This is a genomic window from Pseudomonas sp. GZJR-8, from assembly GCF_002916705.1.
GTDB lineage: Bacteria > Pseudomonadota > Gammaproteobacteria > Pseudomonadales > Pseudomonadaceae > Aquipseudomonas > Aquipseudomonas synxantha_A.
Genome location: NZ_JXSI01000015.1, coordinates 117537 through 138324, shown reverse-complemented (window position 1 = coordinate 138324; position 20788 = coordinate 117537). Strand labels below are relative to the sequence as shown.

Below are 20788 nucleotides of genomic sequence, written 5' to 3'. Positions count from 1 at the left end.
TGGCTTGCCTGCGATGGCGGTGTATCAGTCACTCATGTGCAAGCTGACCCGCCGCCATCGCAGGCAAGCCAGCTCCCACATTTGATCTGAGTTTGATTTTAGAGCTTGACTACCTGATGCACCTGCTCGGCACACGCCCGAGCCTCGTCAATCATCTTGCCGAACGCATCACTGGCCACTTCAGCATGGGTCAGCCAGCGTTTCTTCTGGCTCAGGCGATAGTGGTAGCGCAGCGAGCCATCCTGCAGTTTTCCGTCCAGGTCCAGGTCGTACCAGGGCGAGCGCACTGTGCAGCCGGGGATGGCTTTTTCCATCTTCCCGCCTGTCAGGGTGTAGGTGTAGTCGTAGGTTTCCGGGTTGCCCAAGTAAAGGTCGGCCTGCTGCCCCTGGCGGCGATAGTTGATGTAGCCCTCCCACCGGTCTTTCAACGACGGGTCGGTGTAGACATAGTCATTGGCCAGTTTTTCCAGGGCGCGCTGATCATTCATGCGCGCGGTGACGCTATAACCGTCATGCACCACAAAGCCGGTAGGTTCACGGGTGATCTGGCAGTCGCTGATGTCGTTGCCGAAGTTGGCGCAGATATTCTGGTCGGTGGCGGTGGTGCCTTGCTGGCGGTCGGCGACGCTCATTTGCATCAGCGGCAGGCGGCTGAAGGTGATAGTAGCTTTCACCGCGCCATCTCCTTCTTTGCCGTACTGCACCTGTTTGTCCAGGCGGATCGAGACTTCGGGCCGTTCCAATGGAATGTGTTCTTCGCGCACGTGGCCCAGGGCGTCGTTGACCAGCACCCAGCGGTCCTGAATGTCGGGCATGATCTGGCCCGGGGCGAAGACCGGATTGGTCGGGTCAAGCCACCACACCTGGTCATTCACTTCGGCACGCACGATGGCGTGGTTAGGCGCCTGGGTACCCGGAATCAGCAAGGAGTCGACCACATCGCCACGGCTCACCCACGCGGTCTCGGCCTTGATGCCACTGGCCTTGAGCATGGCCGTCAGCAGCGTCGCCAGGTCCTTGCAGTCGCCGTAGCCATGCTGCTCGATTTCCGCCAGGCTGAATGGCACATAACCACGCTCGCTGGCCCGCCAGTCACCCAGGTAGCGGTAGTGATCATTGATGTGCTGCATCAGCGCAGCCACTTGCTCGGCCGGTGCCAGGCTGCGTGCGGCGGCCACGGCGGCGGCGGCTTGCGCCGGCAGGTTGGCGCCGAGAATCTGGTTGTAACGCTGGGCGAAATCACCGAAGTAAGCCTGGCGTTCCACGGCGCTACCGACTTCCAGGCGTGGGATGCGCAGCAGGGCGGCAGCGGAGGATTCATTGATGTAGTTGAGGTAGATCGGGGCTTTAAGCGCCACGTCCAGGGCCTTGCCGTTGCTCGAAGGGGTCACGTTGAACGCGTCGAACATTTCACTGCGCCACTGGATCGGGCGTTCGGCGGTAAAGCGCGCCTTGAAGCGATCACGGCGGGCCGCGCCGGGGCCGAACTTGAGCACGTAATGGAACTGGGTCATCAGCGGTTTGGCCGGGTAGTGCTGGCGTACGGTGTAGCGGATCTTTGTGCCCACGCGCAAGTTGGGGAAGGCCAGGGAGGTTTGTTTGTCGCGGCTGAAGCCCTGGTCCGGGTTGGGCGCGCTGCGCGTGTCGATTTGAGTGGCCGCCAGGGGGACCGGCTTGGCGCCAGGCTGGGTGGACTGTGCGCTGATCACCTCAAAGGTATCGCCTTCGGAGTAATCGAAGTCGATGCGCGAAAGCATTTCGCGGCCGTTGGGCTTGAGGATCGTGTAGCGGTAAGTGGTGGTGCAGTCGGTACTGGCGTCGCGGTTGAAGTGGCAGTGCAATTCGGTGTCGTTGGCCAACGGCGCTTCGGCAATAGGTTGCAGGGCAGCGCTGACGGAATGGGAAACAAGCCCCAGACTGATGGCAATCAAAGGGCGGTGAAACGAAAAACGGTACATGGGCGCCTCGGGTGACACATTGAAACAGCTACCCGGCGGGTAGCGAGAAGGCGCCGGATGATAATGGGTCTCAACGGCAAAAGCCAGGATTGTTCGACAATTTATCCGTCTGAAAGGCCCGTGCTAGAGCCTTTCTTTGATTTAAGTCAGGTTTTTGGCAAGTCAGTTTCGGCGGTTTTAAAGAAACCAGCGATATTCCCGCGCATGAATCTCTTGCTGAAAAGCCAAGTGATCCTGGCGCTTGTTCTCGCAATATACATCGACAAATTCCGCGCCCAGCTTGTCGCGCACTACCGGTTGCTGCTGCATGGCGCGCACGGCGTCGAGCATCTCCACCGGGAAATCGGTACCGCTGTTACGGTCTTCGTTCAGCGATGTGATCGGCTCGCGCTTGGCCTCAAGCCCATGCTCCAGGCCCATCAGGATCGCCGCCAGCACCAGGTAGGGGTTGGCGTCGGCGCTGGCCAGGCGGTGCTCGATCCGCAGGTTGCGCGGGTCGGACTCGGGGATGCGCACGCACGCGTCACGGTCTTCAAAGCCCCAACTGGCGCGGGTGGCGGCGTTGACGGTACCACCCAGGCGGCGCAAGGCATTGTGGTTGGGCGCGAAGATCGGCATGCAATGCGGCAGCAGCTCCAGGCAACCGGCCACGGCGTGGCGCAGCGGTTGCTGTTGATGAGCGGCAAGCAGGTTATTGCCCGCCGCGTCGTAGAGGCTGACATGCACATGCATGCCGCTGCCGGGAAATTGCAGGTAGGGCTTGGCCATGAAACTGGCGCGGTAACCGTGCTTGAGTGCCACGCCCCGGGTGCTGCGGCAGAACAGTGCGGCCCAGTCGGCGGCGCGCAAGCCGTCGTCGCAGTGGCCAAAGTTGATCTCGAACTGGCCGGGACCAATCTCGGCCGTGATCACGGTGATGTCGATACCCTGTTCCTGGGCGGTTTGCGCCATGTCGTCGAGCACTTCGCTGAAGCGCGAGAGCCGCTCGATATGCAGGTTGGGCTGGTCGTCGGCGTCACCACTGAGCGGGTCTCGGGCAAATTGCGGCAGGCCGTTGTCGAGCTTTTTATCGAACAGGTAGAACTCCAGCTCAAACGCAACCACCGGGTGGATGCCCTTGTGCTGCAAGCGTTCCAGCACCTTGGTCAATACTTCGCGGGGCTCGAACTCGATCGGCGCTGCGGTGCCGTCCGAGGTGATGAGCATTTGCCCCAAGGGCTGCGATTCCCAGCTAACCGGCTTCAATGTGCCCGGCACCAGGCGGCGATTGGCATCCGGGTCACCGTCGTTGAAGCAGTAGTCGCCAATCTTGAACAACCCGCCTTGAGCCCCCAGCAATACCGCGTTCTGCGGCAACTTCAACGGGCTGCCGGCGGCGACTTTTTCAAGCATCTCCACCGGGTAGCGCTTGCCGTAGAAATGCCCGGGAATGTCCAGGGCGATCAGGTCGACATAACGCACGTCGGGGTGGTTCTGGCGAAAGGTCCGTACTTCGGCCAGCAACGTTGCAGATGGGCTTTTCACGGGTGCAGCTCCTAGTTGTAAACCCACAGGACGCGGGCGGGCAGGTCGGTCAGGTTGGCGTAGCGGCAGTGGGCGAAACTGGCCAGGTGGAAACTGTCGCCTTCGTAGAGGGTGACTGCATCGGACTCACCCTCAACCCACAGGGTCAGCTCGCCCTCCAGCACAAAGCCAGCCTGCTCGGCGCGATCGCTCATGCTTTGCTCGCCGCTGTTGGCACCGGGGGCCAACAAGCTGTCGAGCATCGAGAAAGCACCGTTCATGCTCGGCGACACCAGGATGTCGGTGATGCCATTGGCGTAATACACCGTGCGCCGCTCGTTGGGGCGGGTCACCCAGTCCACCGCCTTGGGTTTGGGCAGGCTGTAGAAATAGGTGGTGGGCACATCGAGGGCATGGCTGATGGCGGTCAGGTCGGCGACGGTGGGTTGCGACAACCCGCGTTCCACTTGGGACACAAACCCCACCGAGCGCTCGATCTTTTGCGCCAATTGCGCCAGGGTGAGTTTCTTGTGCTTGCGCAGGTCGTGGATCAGGGTCGCGAGAGTGGCGAGTTCTTGTTGCTGGTTCATGAAATTTAGTTCGAATAATTTCATGAAAAATTACATGATTAATTTCATGGAGGCAATCGGGAGGGAGTTTGAAGCGTATTTATTCTTGCTGGAACAGGAGCTGCAGGGGTGTAGCACGCGATCGGATGCGGATCGGGTGGGACAATTGTTGGCCGGACTTTATGGGTCAGCAAGGCCGAGCTGGCCACAGGGGAAACTGAGCGGGCTGAATGATTCTGCGCCGCCGCGGTCGGAACCTGGGTACGCACCATTAATTGAAGGAGCACCCATGAAGTCGAAAACCTTAGCCGCTTGCCTGCTGGTCGCTGCCAGCTTTTCCACCGCCAGCGCTGTAGTGCAAGCCGGCGATACCCCTCAGGAAACCGTGCAACCTTCAAACATCAACGCCCGTGATTTGAAAGAAGGTGATCGCGCCCCGGACATGTTGATGCGCGAGGAATCAGCGATTAAAGACTGGAAAAAGCGCGGCCTCAAACAGCCTGAGGATGAGAGCCAATGGGCGCGTGTAGGCGACAAGTACGTCCTGCTCAAGACCACCAACGGCACCATCCTTGAGATTACGCCGGTCAAGAAATAATTCTGCCGGGCCACCTGCTCGTTTCGTGGTTCATGCGTTAAGGTAACCGACCGCAATGGTCGCGTTACCTTCACAGGAAAGAAGCAGGATGCTTGCCACAATAAGAACCTACCCCCGCACGGTGAACCTGCTGCTGTGCGCCACCTTGCTGCTGACGTTGGCCAAGGCCATCACCTTTCCCTACCTGGTGATCTACCTCACCAGCCACTTCGCCCTGGACATTACCCAGGTTGGCCTGGTGATCGGCAGTTCGCTGATCGTCGGCTCGCTGCTCAGCGTATACGGCGGCTTCCTGGTCGACCGCATCAACAGCTATCGGCTGTTGCTCGCATTGAGCCTGGTGTTTGTACTGGGGTTTATCGGCACGCTGTTGGCGCAGGATATCTGGGCGTTCTATGGCTGCCTGATCCTGATCAACCTGGCCTACGCGGTCATCGACATTGCGGTGAAAGCCGGCTTCGCCAGCCTGCTGCCCGAAGACGCACGCAGTGAAGTGTTTTCCATCAAATACACCCTCACCAATATCGGTTATGCCGTGGGGCCGGCCTTCGGGGCGATGGTGGCCAAGCTGGATATCAGCCTGCCGTTTATCCTGTCGGCACTGCTGGGGCTCGGTTTTTTCCTGCTGTATTGGCGGTGGGGCGACCGCACCTTGGCCACTGTGGATGCCACGCAAAAACCGGTGCCGTTTCTGGCCGTCGCCCGTGTGCTGCTGCAAGATCGTCGCCTGGTGTGTTTCACCCTCGGCGGTTTGCTCAGTGCGGTGGTGTTCGGCCAGTTCACGGCCTACCTGTCTCAATACCTGGTAACCACCACCACCGCCGAATACACCTACACCGTGATCAGCGCAGTGCTGACCACCAACGCCGTGCTGGTGATTGCCTTGCAGTACCTGATTGGTCGGCGCATTTCGCATCGCTATCTCAGCCAATGGCTGATCGCGGGCTTGAGCATGTTCATGCTGGGGTTGATCGGTTTCGCGCTGTCCACCAGCGTGTTGTGGTGGGTATTGGCAATGGCGGTGTTTACCGTAGGGGAAATCATCGTGTTCCCGGCCGAGTACATGTTTATCGACCGAATCGCCCCGGACCACCTGCGGGGCATGTATTACGGGGCGCAGAACCTGTCCAATCTCGGTGCCGCGCTGGGGCCGGTGCTGTGTGGGCTGGTGCTGGCCAGCCTGCCGGCCCACTACATGTTCTATATGCTGGGGGCGTTTATCATTGGCGGCGGGGTGTTCTATTTCATGGGGGCGGCGATGAAGGCAAATCATCCAGCGTGAGCTTGCCGACGTTGTTGCTTTGCAGTTCGTAGCGCAACTCATCCACCATCTTCGCCACTTCCTGCGGGGTTTGCAGGCGATTGGTGCTGATGCCGGTAACCACCAGGTCGACACGGCCGGTTTCTGCGTCGTAGACCTTGAGGGTCAAGGACGCATCCCGGCACAGGGTGAATTCGCACGTCAGCGGTGACAGGCCTTCTTCGATGCAGTTGCGCAGTTGAGAGAGGGTAAACATGCAGATTCCTTCAAGGCATAAATACGATCCCTTGAAGGTTATGGCGTGCACCCGCGCGCCATAAGGCGAATTCGCACTAGGTGGACTAGTGCATTTGCAAGGGTCAGGGTTTGTTTTTAAGGCGCAATTCACCGGCGAACAGCCCGCGTTCACGGGCCCAAACGATGGCCGCGCTGCGGCTGTGCACCCCCAGCTTGGAATACACCGTGGCCACGTGGTTGCGTACGGTATTGGGCGCCAGTTTCAGGCGCGAGGCGATTTCCTTGTCTGCCAGGCCCTCGCAGATCAGGCCCAGCACATCACGCTCACGGGCGGTCAGGTCGGTGAATGAGACGTTCGGCAGGTTGGGGCTGTTGACGCTCTTGGCGTTGGCCAGTTTCTCGATCAGGGTCTGGCTGAACCAGGACGCGTCCTGCATGACTTCCTCGATGGCCGCCACCAGTTCCAACTCCGAACGTTTGCGTTCGGTGATGTTCATCAGCACCATCAGGTAGCAGGGCACGTCCTGGATGATCACCGTGTCGGCTGACACCACGCAGTCGATCACCTCGTTGCCTTTCTTGCGCACCTTGAGGTCCTGGCCGTCCAGGTTGCCGGCTTTTTCCAGGGTGGCGAACAACTGCGCGCCGGCCTGGGGGCTGTCGATAAAGTTGATGTCTTCGATGGATTTGCCGATCAACTCCTCGCTGATGTAGCCGGTGATGGTCATGAAGGCTTCGTTGACATCCACCACCTGGCGGTTGTCGGCGCTGCACACCAGGGTCGGCACTGGCGTCAGGCGGAAGGATTTGGCGAAGCGCTCTTCACTCTGGCGCAGGGCAATTTCCGCTTTGCGTCGCGGCTCAAGGTCAGTGAAGGAAAACAACATGCAGTCTTCCTCGTTCATGTCCAACGGTTGGCCGGCGACGATCACCAGTTTGCTGCCACCTTCGGGCAATCTCAGTTCGGCCTGCATCTGCGGAATAGTTGCGCCTTCGCCCAGGCGCTGGATCGCCAGGTCCTTGCGCTCGGCCTGTTCCAGCACGTCCAGTTCATACACGGATTTGCCGATGACCTGGTCACGGTTGTAGCCGGTCATCTCCAGAAAACCCTGGTTGACCTTGATGTAGCGCAGGTCGCTGAGGCGGCAGATCACGGCGGGTGCGGGGTTGGCGTTGAAGGTTTTTTCAAAGCGTTGCTCGGCGCTCGCCCATTCGGTGGCGTCGCTGAGGATCAACACCAGCAACTCCGGCTCACCCTGCGCGTCGGTCAGCACCAGGCTACGCAAGCGGTGCACCCAGTAGCGACTCTCGTCGGCGGCAGGGGTGACTTCCACCACCACATCGCTGAACTCTTCACCAGCGGCCACGCGGCTTAACGGGTAGCTGTCCAGCTGTAAAGGATGGTTATTGCGATAGCGCAAGGCGAAACGCTCGGCGTAGGCCTCGGTATTGGCGCCCAGGTCCTCGACGGCGCTGACCCCGTGCATGGTCAAGGCAGCGTCATTGGCCCAGAGGATGGTCTGGTCGACCTCGGCCAGAATCACACCGTCGGACAACCCGGAAATGATCTGCTGCAACTGGCGGCGATTGGTTTCTTTGGCGAGAACATCGTGGGTCATAACGTCTCCGAAGGGGCGAGGCTTGAGTGCATTCGAGTACGACATCCCGGCTTCAGGATAGTGCAGAGAATTTGCCTTGGGAGGAGTGCGAATGCACCACCCGGCCTGGTGCATATGAGCCAGGACTGAACGTATGTCGTTTCGCCACACTCACACTCAACAAGGCGCATTGCCTTGCTTCTAAATTTGAAAAGGACCTTTGTATGACCACTGTCTATGAAACCAATCGATCGCTATTTCGTGTGTCATGGAGCTCGGTATTGGCCGGTAGTGCAATCGCACTGGTGACCTACCTGGTGTTGAGTGTGTTGGGTACGGCTATCGGCGCCAGCGCCGTTGACCCGATGGAAGCAGGTAACCCGTTGAGCGGCTTCGGCACGGGTGCGGGTATCTGGTTGTTTGTCTCGACCTTGGTCGCCATTGCGTTGGGTGCGTTTGTGGCTGGACGCACGGCGCCGGATCGCGGCGGCCTGCACGGGGTGCTGACCTGGACCCTGACCACCTTGCTGACCACCTGGCTGTTGGCAGGCTTGGCTTCCAGCGTCGTCGGCACCGCCGGCAACGTCGTGGGTAAAGGCTTGTCTGCTGCCGGAAGTGGCATTGCGGCCGCAGCGCCGGGGATCGGCAACAGCATCAAGCAGCAGTTGAACGAGCAGGGGATCGAGCTGGACTGGAACAGCCTGCAAGGCCAACTCGATACCTTGCTCAAGCAAAGCGGCAAGGCGGAATTGGACCCGGCCAACGTTGAGCAAAAAGCCGACCAGGCGGCTGCCGATGGCAAACAATCGGCCACCGATGCAGCGACCAACCCTGCCCAGTCCGGTGACGAGCTCAAGCAGTGGTTTGAACGCGTGAAAGCGTCCGGCGAGCCAGCCTTGAATGCAGCGGATAAAGAGGCCCTGGTCAACATCGTTGCGGCCCGTACCGGCAAGAGCAAAGAAGAAGCCACCCAGATTGTCGACAACTATGCCCAGGCTTATCAGCAAGCCATGCAGAAGGTCGATGAGCTGAAAAAACAGGCTGAACAAAAAGCCCGTGAAGCCGGTGAAGTGGCGGCCAAGCAATTGTCCCGCGCTGCATGGAGCACCTTGGCCATGCTGCTGTTGGGCGCGGCTTTGAGCTTCTTTATTGGTCGTATCGCGTTGACTACCCGTCGCGTGCCTTTGGCGTAAAACTGTCTGCGGCAAGGACGCCGCCTGTGGGAACGGGTAAAATGCTGGCCTTTTACCCGTATCCCGCAAAGGTGCCCCTTGAGCGCAGGCAAAGCCGTTGGACTGTTATTACTCACTTCTCTGTTGGCGGCGTGTGGCACCTCGCCGCCACGCACGCCCAATGACCTGTGCGGCATCTTTCGCGAAAAAGATGACTGGTACGACGCCGCCAAGGTCACGCAAAAGCGCTGGGGCGTGCCGATCCAGGTGCCGTTTGCGATCATGTATCAGGAGTCGGGCTTTCGCTACGACGCCAAGACCCCGCGTAAATACCTGTTGTGGATCATCCCCTGGGGCCGAGTGTCCACCGCTGCGGGCTACGCCCAAGCCAAGGATGAAGTGTGGAACGACTACCGCAAAGCCACCGGCCGCAGCGGCGCTGATCGCGAAGACTTCGACGACGCCATCGATTTTATCGGCTGGTACATGGACAAGACTTACACCATCAATGGCGTCTACAAATACGACGCCTATGGTCAATACCTGAACTACCACGAAGGTTGGGGCGGCTACCGCCAGCGCACCTACGCCAGCAAAGCCTGGTTGCTACCGGTGGCGAGCAAGGTGCAGGCGCGTTCGCAGATGTATGCGCGGCAATATGCCGGGTGCAAGGATGAGTTGGGGCGAGGCTTCTGGAGCCGGTTCTGGCATTGGTTGTAGAAACCGGGGCTGCACGCAAATCAATATGTGGGAGGGGGCTTGCTCCCGATAGCAGGGTGTCAGTCAATGATGCAGGGGCTGTTGCGCCGCCATCGGGAAGCTGCCTCCCACCTTAGACCGCACCAGTGCCATAAGTGCTGTACGCTGGTCGTGGCATTGGTTGTAGTCACTCGTACAGACCTGTTATCTCTGACAGTAGGCAAGGTACACCGATCTTCGTAGGCTGCTGCGTGTGCAGTACAATCTGAAGATGGAGCTTTGCAATGAAAAAGTCTGAGTTCAGCGTTTACCTTGAAGAACAAATTTTCAGTGCCCGTACACGTATTTCACCTAAGTTGAGCAAGTCTGATCGGGTGGATTCGGGCAGGTTGGATTTTTTGACCGCGTTGAAGAATGTGGTCGATGGGGCCGCCAACCCTGAAGACTTTGGGACTGTCGGCGCTGTCAATGATGTATTGCAGGAGCTGGAGTTGCTTTCGGGCTCCGAGACCTTGCTGGCAAGGCTTAAACCTTGAGTCATTGATGGTTTCATGTGATGAGGGGACTCTCCCTCATCACAACATGTGTCGCCGGGTCAGCGCGGCTGTATGTATTCCAGCGAGCGGTCCACCATCACGCTGGCCATCTCCACCAGGTGCGTGACCGATATCACCAGGGTGCGTGATGTGCCATCCAACTGCTCACCCGCCGTCTGCGCGGCAACGGCTGCGCAACGCAATACGCTGCTGGCATGGGCCAGGGTCGAAGCTGAGGTCGGGTGTGGTGGCGAAGAATTGCAGTTCTGGGGCGGGTGGTGCGGGGACAAGTTTGTCCATTTTGAAGCTCCTCTAGTCGGTAAGGAGCCGTCACCATCGCTGCTAAACGATTGAAGGGTGGCGGCCATACGCAGGTTAGCAGACCGGTGACTAGGAACCCGGTGCACCCGAGGGTGCCCTGCGCACGGCCACCATGAAGCGTGGGCCGAAAAAAAGCGCCCTGCAAAAGGTGGCGCTTAGCGCCTAGTCACATCGGCGGGCTGCTAAACCCGGTCACTGAACTGGCAGTGACCGACGAAGACTAGCCACGCAATGTGAGCGGCGCAAGCGGTTGGGATTCTCTCGGAAACGTCCTTCAAGTTAAAGGGAAATGTCATTGTTCCGACTGTTCCTACACTTGCCAAACCCAGCCGATTCTGGGAAAACCCCAGCCTTTCACGCCTTCAATGAGACCCCCATGAGCAACGACGAACTGCAGATCACCAACATCCGCCCGGGCACTGGAAAAACCGTGGTCAAGGGCGCGCTGATCACCACCCAATACACCGGCACCCTGGAAGATGGCACAGTGTTCGATTCGTCGTGGGAGCGGGGCAAGCCGTTCCAGTGCGTGATTGGCACCGGTCGCGTGATCAAGGGCTGGGACCAGGGGTTGATGGGGATGCAGGTCGGCGGGGTACGTGCGTTGTATGTGCCGGCGCACCTGGCCTATGGCGAGCGTTCCATGGGCGCGCATATCAAACCCAACAGTAACCTGCGTTTCGAAATTGAATTGTTGGAAGTGCTGACCCGGGATGATTGAAGAGATTGAACATGGACGTTGACCCACAGGTGTTGCCTGGCTGCTCCCTCAAAGACATTCGGGTGGTTGAGCTGCTTGGCTGCGATGAGGCTGAGTTGCAGCAGTTTTTTGAACAGGCACCGGATTACTTCCTCGCGGTGAATGGCGAGCCGGCTACCCCGAGCGAAGCACGGGAAGAATTACACGGTCAGTTACCCGCTGGCTGGCAGTGCAGCCGCATGTACTGGCTGGGCTACCGCGATACGCAGGATCAACTGGTCGCCGTGGTGAATATTGCCGCGGACTTGCTCGCTGCCGGGGTATGGCATATCGGCTTGCTGCTGGTGCATATGCGCTGGCACGGCAGCGGGCTGGCGCAGCGCTTGCACTCGGACCTTGAGGCATGGGCGGCGGCCAAGGGTGCCCAATGGCTGCGACTGACGGTGGTGGTGGGCAATACCAGGGCCGAGCGTTTTTGGCCCAGGCTTGGGTATGTACAGGTGCGAACTCGCGAGGGCATCACCATGGGGCGCCAGGTGAACAGGGTGTCCATCCAGATCAAACCTCTCGGCAACGAGACCATTGCGGGCTATCTGGCGTTGGTTGAACGGGACCGCCCCATCACCCTGTAGCACGTACCGGTCTCATGGGCGCGCGGTGCCTGATTTCTCCAGCTCCTTGCTTTCAACCGTGATCCCAAATCTGCCGTACAGCTCCTTTCGCCCCTTGGGCGTCAAGGCCAATGCTCGACTATCAAGGTCCTGGATCACCCATTTGCGGCTTATAACGGCTTGTAGAACAGCGGCCCCCAGTGCGCCGGCGAGGTGAGGGCGGCGCATGCTCCAATCCAGGCATGAGCAAGCGAAACGACGTCGCTGCGCCCTTACGGTTTCTATCTCGACACCGAGCCCCGTCATCGCTTTTTCGCCCTCCACGCTAAGCTGATAAGTACCGTCACCAGCGACCGGCATGCTCAACCAGCCGGCGTCGATGAAATAGTCGTGCAGTTGTACAGCCAGGGATCCTGCCATGTGGTCATAACAGGTCCGCGCCAACTGCAATCGACCGGGGGCCGTCGAAACGAACTGGGTCTGCGCGTTTCGGCTGATCACCATGAGAGCTTCAATAGCTTGGGCCACGTGCGCGTCTGCCAGGCTGAAGTAGCGGTGCCTGCCCTGCGTGTGCAGTTTTATCAAACCGTCCTCTTTGAGCCTTGCCAAGTGCGCGCTCGCCGTGGATGCACTGACATCGGCGATGACTGCCAATTCGGTGCTGGTACGGGCGTGACCGTCCATCAGCGAACAAAGCATTTTCGTCCTCGCGGGCTCCGCAATGGCGCCTGCGACACGGGAAATAGCAGTGTCATTGCTTTGGGAATCCATATTTCGTTCCTGAGCGAATTGTGGGGGGGGCGATTGCTCGATAGTAGCCGTTCTTTGTGAAAAGGACTGCCAAAATGACGCCGTTTGAAGCCGCTACTCATGTCGATCCCTACGTTTATTACTCATGCCTCAGGCAGCAAAGGGAACTGTTGTTCGATGCAGATCTTGGTGTATGGATTGCCAGTGGCGCCGGCGTTGTCGAGGCCATTCTGGAACATCCCGACTGCCTTGTACGTCCACTGCACGAGCCGATTCCAACTGCCCTTGCGCAAGGCGCCGCAGGCCATGTTTTCGGTCGTTTGATGCGCATGAACGAGGGGACGCAACATCAGTGCCCGCGCAGGGTTATCGAGCCCATCCTGGCCTCGATGGGCACGCAAAACATCGCAGGCCTCGTGGCGCAGGTCGTCGAGACATTTGATATCTCGGGCGATAACCCGAATGAGTGGATGTTCACGTTGCCGGTTTCGGTCATTGCATCCTTGATAGGTTTCACATCCAGCCAGCTAAAGGAAGTCGTGCAGCTGACACGGGATTTTGTTGCCTGTCTGTCGCCGTTAAGTGACGAGGCTCAACTCGGTAAAGCCCATTGCGCGGCGGCACGGCTGAGCCAAATGTTCCAAACGCTGCTGAGTAACGATGATAAAGGTAGTGGTGTGTTGGGCCGTCTTTATAGCGATTACGACGCTTCAGCCTGGGAAGACGATGATGCATTGATCGCGAATCTGATCGGGCTATTGTCACAGACCTGCGAAGCCACCGCCGGGCTGATCGGCAACACCCTTATAGCGCTCCAACGTAAGCCTGAGCTGTTTGAAGGCATGCAAGCCACACCGACGCTTGTCGCTGGGTGGGTGGCAGAGGTCGCGCGCCACGATTCACCGGTACAAAACACTCGGCGGTTTGTTGCCAGGCGATGCAAGATTGGCGACAGCGTTTTAGAGGCGGGCGATACCATTTTATTATTGCTCGCTGCTGCCAACCGAGACCCCTGCGCCAACCCAGACCCCGACAGCTTCTTGCTCAAGCGGGCGCGACGACGAACCTTCAGCTTCGGCTCAGGCAGACATCAATGTCCAGGCCAACCCTTGGCATTGGCTATTGCCTCAGAAGTGATTTCGGCATTCTTGCATCGACAGCCCAACGCTTCTGCCCGTGATTATCGCTGGCGTTATTTGCCTTCCCTGAATGGCCGTATCCCACAGTTCTGCCGTGATGAGGAGACTCAACAATGATCGCTGTTATTTTTGAAGCCTGGCCGCACGAGGAGCACTACCAGCGTTATCTCGACCTCGCTGCCGAACTCAAGCCCCTGCTGGCTCAAATCGATGGTTTCATTTCAGTTGAGCGTTTCCAGAGCCTGAGTGAACCTGGAAAACTGCTGTCGCTATCATTCTGGCGTGACGAGGAAGCAATCCAGCAGTGGCGCAGCCTTGAGCTACATCGAGCAGCTCAATCAGCAGGCCGTCGGCAGGTTTTTGCTGACTACCACCTGCGTATTGCTCAGGTAGTGCGCGATTACAGTCTCGAAGATCGTGTCCAAGCGCCGGCCGATAGCAGGCAAGCTCATGAATGAAAGCACAGCACCTGGCCCATAGCTGGGGCGTACCTGCGAATTCAGTGTGTCAGGCAGTGAATGCGTAGCTGACACACCTCTTCGGGAGCAAGCCCCCTCCCACATTTGCTGGCAGGTGGGGTTGAGAAAGGCATTCCTGAACCCATCCTGAAGAATTTTCGTGTTCTCCATGTGGGCACCTTCCTACGGTTTACTCGGCCACCATCGGGGCGTAAGCTTCGCGCGTTTTCATTAATAGCGGAGACCCTCAGTGGGTACTTGTTCGAGTGACAGTCGTCGGCCGGTTTCGGTAACCGGCATCTACTTGGCAAGGTAACGCGCATTTTCCAGATGCCGTTGTCTCGCCTCACAAAGCGAGAAGCGGTATCCCGGCAGTGGCCCGTCCTGGCGCCTGCCTGAATCCCTCTCATCGACGCTGACCAGCACCGGGGTAACGCCTGGATGCTACGGACGCGCCTGCCTTTTACGGCCGGCGGGCCATTTTCTCCGCCTGGAGATGCTTGAGACTGTGACTGACGCCAGTGTCAGCCGCGAAGTACCGCCCAGCCTGGCGCACTACTTCACATTGCAGGCGCTGGCGTCGCTGTACTTCGTATTTTTGCCCGCGATTTTGCTGGCGTACATGGTGCTGATCCAAGCGGTGAAGGGCTACTACATCCGCAAGTTTGGCTGGCAGTAATACGTTTTATGCAACACCGCAAAAACTGTGGGAGCCGGGCTTGCCCGCGATGACGGTGTATCAGTCGCCTGATTCATTGGCTGACGCGCCGCTATCGCAGGCAAGCCAGCTCCCACAGGGACCTGCGGTGCTTCCAATTTGCCACTGCATTCATGGAGATTTTTTTATGCAGGCAATCAACAACATTAACCTCAACTCCCTGATCGATACCGTGGTCAGCCTCAGCGCGGCGTTTATTCTGGGTGGTTTGATCGGCTTCGAGCGCCAGTACCGCCAGCGCACCGCGGGCTTGCGTACCAATGTGCTGGTGGCGGTGGGCGCGGCGATTTTTGTCGACATGGCCAACCGCCTCGGTGGTGCGGAAGGCGCTGTGCGTGTAGTCGCTTACGTGGTGTCGGGCATCGGCTTCCTGGGGGCCGGTGTGATCATGCGTGAAGAAGGCAACGTGCGCGGCCTCAATACGGCGGCCACCCTGTGGGCTTCGGCGGCGGTGGGCGCCTGTGCCGGTGCCGACCTGATCCTTGAGGCATTGCTGGGCACGCTGTTTGTGCTGGCGGCCAATACCTTGCTGCGACCGATCGTCAACAACATCAACCGTCAGCCACTGGACGTGGTATCGGCAGAGGTCACCAACATCCTTTACGTGATTGCGCGGCGCAGCCAGCAACAGGCAGTGATGGTCCTGTTGGAAGCCGAGCTGGCGCGCTGTAACTACCCGGCCAGCGATGTCGACGTGCGACCATTCGGCAGTGAAGAAGTGGAAATCGAGGCCACTCTGGCCGCAACGTCGGTCGATGGCGATGAGCTGGATGCACTGGTGACGCGCATCTCCACGTCAACCCTGGTGGTACAGGCCTTCTGGAGCCCGAGTACCACCGACTGATCCCTCTGGGCACGCCAGGATTGGCTAAGCTTAGTTGTGGAAAAATCCTACATATAGTCAGGAATATCCCTTCAATTGAAACATCTTGGCGTTGGTAAGGTTGGGCACTTGCGGCTGTTGGGTCGTTGTGGTCCGGCGTCCGTGGTTATGCTGAGTTAATTGAAGGGGCCAGACATCGCCTGGTTATCGCCATGAGGGTATGCAGTGCCGCTCGTCGGAACTGTCATTTCTCACAGGTATCCAGTCCCGGTGTTATGTGTAAGGGTATTTTGTCCACATAGGGAAGTTTTATGAGCAAAGCATTAATTGTGGATGACCATCCATTTATCTGCGCGACGGTCAAACACCTTCTGAAATCGGAAGGGTTTACTGAAATCTACCAAGCAGGGGATGGGGCAGATGCAATGCAGTTGGCCAGGGAGCAACGTCCCGAGCTGATCATTCTCGACCTTGCGCTGCCGAAACTGGGTGGGTTGGAGGTTATCAGCCGGGTCAAGGCACTGGCCCTGCCGTGCAAGATTCTGGTGCTCACCTCTTACATGGCGGTGTTCTTTTCTACCCGCTGTATGCGTGCCGGAGCGATGGGGTTCGTGGCCAAGACCGGGGAGTTGGACGAGTTGATCAAAGCCATCAGGGCGATCAGGTCGGGCTACAGCTGCTTCCCCAGTTTGCCGACCAGTTCGGTACGCCGTGATGACCTGCAGGAAACGGAACGACAAATGATCGAGTCATTGTCGGACCGTGAATTGACCGTATTGCAGATGCTGGCCCTGGGGCTGGGCAATAAGGAAGTGGCCGCGAAAATGCTGCTGAGCCACAAGACCATCAGCACCTACAAGACTCGACTCAAGGAGAAGTTACGTATGTCCTCGGTGGTGCATTTGTCCAAGTTTGCCCAGCGCAACCATCTGATCTGAGCTGCAAATGATCACCACCGCGTTGACCAGGTTCGTCGCGATCCTTTGGATGAGCCTATTACCCCTGATCGCGGTGGCCTTTGAAGAGCCCCAGGCTTTGCAACTGTTGGGGCACTCCCACCTCGAAATCCCCAAAGTAGAGATGACCGAGGCTGATTGGCGCTGGCTACGCGAGCGGCGCACATTGGTCATGGGGATTTCTGCCCCCGATTACGTGCCTTTTGACCTGACCAATAACAACGACGAACTCGAAGGTATCACGGCCGACTTTGCCGCGCTGATTGGCCAGGCCCTGCATATCTCCATCGAGGTTCGGCGTTACGAAACCCGTGATGATGTGGTCCAGGCCCTGAAGCAGGGTGACGTGGATTTTCTCGGTTCCGCCAATGGCTATGAGGCTGCCGACAAGCAATTGCAGTTGTCTCGTTCCTACGCCAACGATCAACCGACCCTGGTGACTCGCAGCGGTGACAGCCAAGCGTTGAGTGACGACCTGGCAGGCAAGCGGGTGGCAATGCTGTATCACTATATGCAGCCCGACGCCGTCCGGGCATTTTACCCCCGTGCACAGTTGGAGCTTTTCGCCTCGACCTTCGAGGCCATTGGCGCCGTGGCGTTTGGTCGCGCCGATGTATACCTGGGCGATGCCATCAGCAGCAATTACCTGATCAATCGCAACCACCTGAACAATGTACGCATGGCTGATTTTTCCACCCTGGAGGTCAACCCGTTTGCGTTTGCCGTCACCCGGGACAATACGCGGCTGCTGCAGATCATCAATGCGGCGCTGGAGGCCATTCCCGCCAGTGAGCACATGGAGATCCTGCGCCGCTGGAGCGGTGGCAACCTGGGCATCGTGGGCATCGACCGGCTGCACTTGAGTGCCAATGAACAACGCTGGGTGCAGAAAAATCCACGGGTCACAGTCGCGGTGCTAAACGACTTTCTGCCATTGTCTTTTATCGGTGACAAGGGGCAATTCGAAGGGCTGAGTGCGGAGGTGTTGTCGCGCATCAGCTTGCGTACCGGTTTGAAGTTCGATGTGGTACCGGGCAGTTCGTTGCCGCGCCAGGTCAATATTGTCAGTGCGGGCACGGCGGATATGCTGGCGGTGGTTACCCCCAGTACGGAACGTGCCGACAAAGTGCGCTTTACTCGGCCCTACCTGACCAGCCCGTTTGTGCTGGTGACCCGCGACAGCCCTGATAGCCCGTTCACGCTGGAGGATATGGTTGGCAAACGCCTGGCCATGGTGACCGGCAATGGCCTGCATGATGAGATAGCGCAAAACTTTCCAGGGGTTGCGTTTATCGACGTTGAAAACCCGCTGCAAGCCATGGCGCTGGTGGCCAATGGCGACGCCGAGGGCGCCGTGAACTCGCTGATCAGTGCGCGCTATCTGATCACCCGGCATTACCGTGACCGCTTGCGTATCACCAGTACGGTCGGCACTGAACCGGCGCGCGTGACCTTCGGGGTCAACCGCAGTCAGTTGGAGCTGTATTCGATCCTGGACAAGGCACTGCTGAGCATCACACCGCAGGAAATGGATGAATTGATTGGCCAATGGCGCAGCGAAGTCATCATCGAGGACAGCTACTGGCTGCGTTATCGCAACGTGATCATTCAGGGCTTCGGGTTGGCCGCACTGTTGTTGGTGGTCACGCTGGGTTGGATCATCTACTTGCGCAGCCTGATTCGTAAGCGCGTGCAGGCCGAGCGGGCGCTCAGCGATCAGATGCGGTTCATGAGCGTATTGATCGACGGCACCCCGCATCCGATTTATGTACGCGACCGCCAGGGTCGGTTGATGGCCTGTAACAATGCGTACCTCGATGTGTTTGGTTACAAGCTTGAAGACGTGATCGGCAAGACGGTGATGGAAACCGACGTCAACAATCCTCCACAGGCCCAGTCGTTTCATGAGGATTACCTGCGCTTGATGGCCGCCGGTGAACCGCAGATTCATGACCGGATACTCAAGGTGCCCAACGGCGACGTGCTGACCATTTACCAATGGATGCTGCCGTATCGCGACGGCGACGAGAAGGTGGTGGGCATGATTGCCGGTTGGGTGGATGTCAGCGAGCGTCATCGCTTGCTGGGCCAATTGCAGGAAGCCAAGGACGATGCCGACGCCGCTAACCGCGCCAAGACTACCTTCCTGGCGACCATGAGCCACGAAATCCGCACGCCAATGAACGCCGTGATCGGCATGATCGAGTTGGCCTTGAAAAATGCCGAACAGGGGCGGGCCGACCGTGATGCCTTGGAAGTGGCATCCGTGGCATCGCGCGGCATGCTGGAGTTGATTGGCGACATTCTCGATATCGCGCGGATCGAGTCCGGGCATTTGTCGCTGACCCTGGAGCCGGCCAATCTGCGTGAGCTGCTGGCATCGGTGGCGCGCGTGTTCGAGGGATTGGCGCGAGCCAAGGGGGTGGCGCTGCAAGTCCAGCTGGAGTCCTTGGTTGAGCGGACGGTGCTGGTCGACCCGCTACGCTTCAAACAGGTGGTGTCGAACCTGTTGAGCAATGCCATCAAGTTTACCGCCAGCGGCCAGGTAAGCCTCGGGGCGCGGGCGGTAGTCGAGGGCGACCGGTTGAATGTGCAGCTATGGGTGCAAGACACCGGCATTGGGATCAGCGTCAAAGATCAGCAGCGATTGTTCAGCCTGTTTATCCAGGGCAGCAATAACCAGCAGTCGGCCCGCAGCGGTTCTGGCCTGGGGTTGGTGATCAGCCGCAGCTTGTGCGAAATGATGGGCGGCCAGTTGCACTTGAGCAGCGTGTTGGGGCAGGGCACCCGGGTGGATGTGACACTGGCGCTGGCCCTGACGGACAGCTTGCCGACCCATGCCGCACACACTGCTGATGCCGTGCCAGAGGGCCGCGCACTGCGCATCCTGGTGGTGGATGACTACCCGGCCAACCGCTTGCTGCTGGCGCGCCAGTTGACCTTCCTGGGCCACCAGATCACTACGGCCGAAGATGGCGTCCAAGGGTTTGAGCAGTGGCGGGCGGGACAATTCGACGGTGTGATCACCGATTGCAATATGCCGTTCAAGAATGGCTACCAGTTGGCGCGCGAGATTCGTGCGCAAGAACGTGAACGGGGTCAGGCACCTTGCCTGCTGTTGGGGTTCACCGCCAACGCCCAGCCGGAGGAAACCGAGCGCTGTCGGCAAGCCGGCATGGACGGCTGCCTGTTCAAACCCACCGGGCTGGACGACTTGCGCTCGGCATTGGCTTCGCGTTCAGCCGAGTTGGGCCCGCCACAAATGCAGGCGTTTGACTTGAGCACCCTGGTCGCATTGACGGGGGACGATCGCCCCGCGCTTATCGAGTTGCTGGTGCCGTTGCTCGACAGCCTGGAAACGGACCGTGCCTTGCTCTCACAGCTGTCAAGCCAGGCCGACTTTGCCAAGCTGCACGACCTGGCCCATCGCGCCAAGGGTGGCGCACGGATGGTCAAGGCGCAGGGGTTGGTCGCGTGTTGTGAAACATTGGAGGCGGTGTGTGAACAGCGGGACCGCCTGGCATTGGGCCTTGCGGTTGATGGCGTCAGTGAAGCGATTGGTATTTTGCAGCAAGGCTTGAACGCGTATTGCAATCGGCCTTGACCGCGGTTGATCACCATTCAGGCGATTTGGGAAAACTCTTACGTGAACGGGGAAAATGCCTGATTTTGTCGTCGGCATATGTCTGGAAAATGGGCGACGCTCACTGCCGAGCACTGCCTGCCCCAGGGGTTTGCCATGCCAAACAAAGCACTGACTGTCCTGATTGCCGATGAACAGCATCTGCGACGCCTGTACATCGAGAAAATGCTCAACCAGTTGGGGTATTACCGGATCGTGCCGGTGCAAACGCTCGAAGAAGTCCAGATTCTGACCTCCATTCCAGCCGAACCCTTCGATGCGCTCATCATCAATGCCGGGTTGCTGGACCATGCCATTGGGCTCCAGCAGTCAGTGCACCACGTGTTGGTATACGAGCACATCGACCTGGGCGAGCCTGCCGGTGCAGCGTCAGCGGTGCGGGTGCGTCTGCCGGGCGTGCCGGACAACGTCAGCCTCGAACACTTCATGGACATCGTAGACCCATGCGAGGCTGCCCATGGCCTGCGGGTACTGCCGTGGCTACGGGAGTTGTCCCGGGCGCGGGTGGCCCGGGCCTAGCTTCGCTTCAACGCTGCTG

General features: G+C 58.9%; 21 protein-coding genes. 14 read left to right on the top strand and 7 right to left on the bottom strand.

The genetic code is table 11. The annotated features are described in order from the left end of the window. Positions 1 to 98: 98 nt before the first annotated feature. The 3 genes from TK42_RS24340 to TK42_RS24330 all read right to left on the bottom strand — a co-directional run bounded on the left by TK42_RS24340 (position 99) and on the right by TK42_RS24330 (position 4051). Positions 99 to 1958, bottom strand: a complete 1860-nt coding sequence (locus TK42_RS24340) for a DUF3857 domain-containing transglutaminase family protein (protein ID WP_103735348.1) — start codon at positions 1956 to 1958, stop codon at positions 99 to 101. Between the two features lie 177 nt (positions 1959 to 2135). Then, positions 2136 to 3482 (bottom strand): glutamine synthetase family protein, encoded by a 1347-nt coding sequence (locus TK42_RS24335; protein ID WP_103735347.1) that lies wholly within the window; start codon positions 3480 to 3482, stop codon positions 2136 to 2138. 11 nt (positions 3483 to 3493) lie between these two features. Next, entirely contained in the window at positions 3494 to 4051 is a 558-nt protein-coding gene (locus TK42_RS24330; RefSeq protein ID WP_032881000.1) for a helix-turn-helix domain-containing protein, read from the bottom strand. A gap of 268 nt (positions 4052 to 4319) precedes the next feature. On the opposite strand from TK42_RS24330, the gene TK42_RS24325 reads away from it, so the two are divergent. After that, entirely contained in the window at positions 4320 to 4628 is a 309-nt protein-coding gene (locus TK42_RS24325; RefSeq protein WP_005786954.1) for an RcnB family protein, read from the top strand. 88 nt (positions 4629 to 4716) lie between these two features. Next, entirely contained in the window at positions 4717 to 5910 is a 1194-nt protein-coding gene (locus TK42_RS24320) for an MFS transporter (protein ID WP_032876744.1), read from the top strand. Here the strand turns inward: TK42_RS24320 and TK42_RS24315 are convergent. Both TK42_RS24315 and TK42_RS24310 read right to left on the bottom strand, forming a co-directional pair. After that, a complete protein-coding gene (locus TK42_RS24315; RefSeq protein WP_032876742.1) occupies positions 5873 to 6145 on the bottom strand; it encodes a DUF1652 domain-containing protein in 273 nt (90 codons plus the stop codon). The two genes, TK42_RS24320 and TK42_RS24315, sit on opposite strands and share 38 nt — an antisense overlap. Positions 6146 to 6248: 103 nt before the next feature. Next, a complete protein-coding gene (locus TK42_RS24310) occupies positions 6249 to 7745 on the bottom strand; it encodes a PAS domain S-box protein (protein WP_032876741.1) in 1497 nt (498 codons plus the stop codon). Positions 7746 to 7948: 203 nt separating this feature from the next. Between TK42_RS24310 and TK42_RS24305 the strand changes: the two genes are divergently transcribed. The 3 genes from TK42_RS24305 (at position 7949) to TK42_RS24295 (ending at position 10131) form a co-directional block, all read left to right on the top strand. Next, positions 7949 to 8917, top strand: coding sequence for a hypothetical protein (locus TK42_RS24305; protein ID WP_103735346.1), 969 nt, complete (start codon positions 7949 to 7951; stop codon positions 8915 to 8917). A gap of 78 nt (positions 8918 to 8995) precedes the next feature. Further along, positions 8996 to 9616 (top strand): lipoprotein, encoded by a 621-nt coding sequence (locus TK42_RS24300; RefSeq protein WP_032876738.1) that lies wholly within the window; start codon positions 8996 to 8998, stop codon positions 9614 to 9616. Between the two features lie 263 nt (positions 9617 to 9879). Continuing rightward, positions 9880 to 10131, top strand: a complete 252-nt coding sequence (locus TK42_RS24295; protein WP_103735345.1) for a hypothetical protein — start codon at positions 9880 to 9882, stop codon at positions 10129 to 10131. Between the two features lie 59 nt (positions 10132 to 10190). Here the strand turns inward: TK42_RS24295 and TK42_RS24290 are convergent, their stop codons facing one another. Beyond that, positions 10191 to 10421 carry a DUF6124 family protein gene (locus TK42_RS24290; protein ID WP_256584795.1) on the bottom strand — a complete coding sequence of 77 codons (231 nt, stop codon included), beginning with the start codon at positions 10419 to 10421 and terminating at the stop codon, positions 10191 to 10193. Positions 10422 to 10828: 407 nt separating this feature from the next. Here TK42_RS24290 and TK42_RS24285 point away from each other — a divergent pair, with 407 nt between their 5' ends. Both TK42_RS24285 and TK42_RS24280 read left to right on the top strand, forming a co-directional pair. Continuing rightward, a complete protein-coding gene (locus TK42_RS24285; RefSeq protein ID WP_103735344.1) occupies positions 10829 to 11173 on the top strand; it encodes an FKBP-type peptidyl-prolyl cis-trans isomerase in 345 nt (114 codons plus the stop codon). A gap of 11 nt (positions 11174 to 11184) precedes the next feature. Continuing rightward, complete coding sequence (locus TK42_RS24280; protein ID WP_103735343.1) at positions 11185 to 11784, top strand: GNAT family N-acetyltransferase; 600 nt, start codon at positions 11185 to 11187, stop codon at positions 11782 to 11784. 12 nt (positions 11785 to 11796) lie between these two features. Here the strand turns inward: TK42_RS24280 and TK42_RS24275 are convergent, their stop codons facing one another. After that, the gene (locus TK42_RS24275) at positions 11797 to 12534 is read right to left on the bottom strand and encodes a helix-turn-helix transcriptional regulator (protein ID WP_032876730.1); all 738 of its coding nucleotides are present in this window, start codon (positions 12532 to 12534) and stop codon (positions 11797 to 11799) included. A 74-nt stretch (positions 12535 to 12608) separates the two neighbouring features. On the opposite strand from TK42_RS24275, the gene TK42_RS24270 reads away from it, so the two are divergent. The 7 genes from TK42_RS24270 to TK42_RS24240 all read left to right on the top strand — a co-directional run bounded on the left by TK42_RS24270 (position 12609) and on the right by TK42_RS24240 (position 20769). Continuing rightward, positions 12609 to 13769 (top strand): cytochrome P450, encoded by a 1161-nt coding sequence (locus tag TK42_RS24270; protein ID WP_103735342.1) that lies wholly within the window; start codon positions 12609 to 12611, stop codon positions 13767 to 13769. Then, positions 13766 to 14110 (top strand): antibiotic biosynthesis monooxygenase, encoded by a 345-nt coding sequence (locus TK42_RS24265; RefSeq protein ID WP_032876723.1) that lies wholly within the window; start codon positions 13766 to 13768, stop codon positions 14108 to 14110. The genes TK42_RS24270 and TK42_RS24265 overlap by 4 nt, the downstream gene beginning before the upstream one ends. A gap of 508 nt (positions 14111 to 14618) precedes the next feature. After that, positions 14619 to 14789: a hypothetical protein gene (locus TK42_RS26915; protein WP_158254351.1), complete on the top strand. Its 171-nt coding sequence runs from the start codon at positions 14619 to 14621 to the stop codon at positions 14787 to 14789. Positions 14790 to 14955: 166 nt separating this feature from the next. Next, positions 14956 to 15672 (top strand): MgtC/SapB family protein, encoded by a 717-nt coding sequence (locus tag TK42_RS24255; RefSeq protein ID WP_005786976.1) that lies wholly within the window; start codon positions 14956 to 14958, stop codon positions 15670 to 15672. A gap of 290 nt (positions 15673 to 15962) precedes the next feature. Continuing rightward, on the top strand, positions 15963 to 16589 hold the full coding sequence (locus TK42_RS24250; protein ID WP_032876719.1) for a response regulator transcription factor: 627 nt from the start codon (positions 15963 to 15965) through the stop codon (positions 16587 to 16589). A 7-nt stretch (positions 16590 to 16596) separates the two neighbouring features. Beyond that, a complete protein-coding gene (locus TK42_RS24245) occupies positions 16597 to 20211 on the top strand; it encodes a transporter substrate-binding domain-containing protein (protein ID WP_177464530.1) in 3615 nt (1204 codons plus the stop codon). 135 nt (positions 20212 to 20346) lie between these two features. Continuing rightward, complete coding sequence (locus TK42_RS24240) at positions 20347 to 20769, top strand: chemotaxis protein CheY (RefSeq protein WP_103735341.1); 423 nt, start codon at positions 20347 to 20349, stop codon at positions 20767 to 20769. The last annotated feature ends 19 nt before the right edge of the window (positions 20770 to 20788 follow it).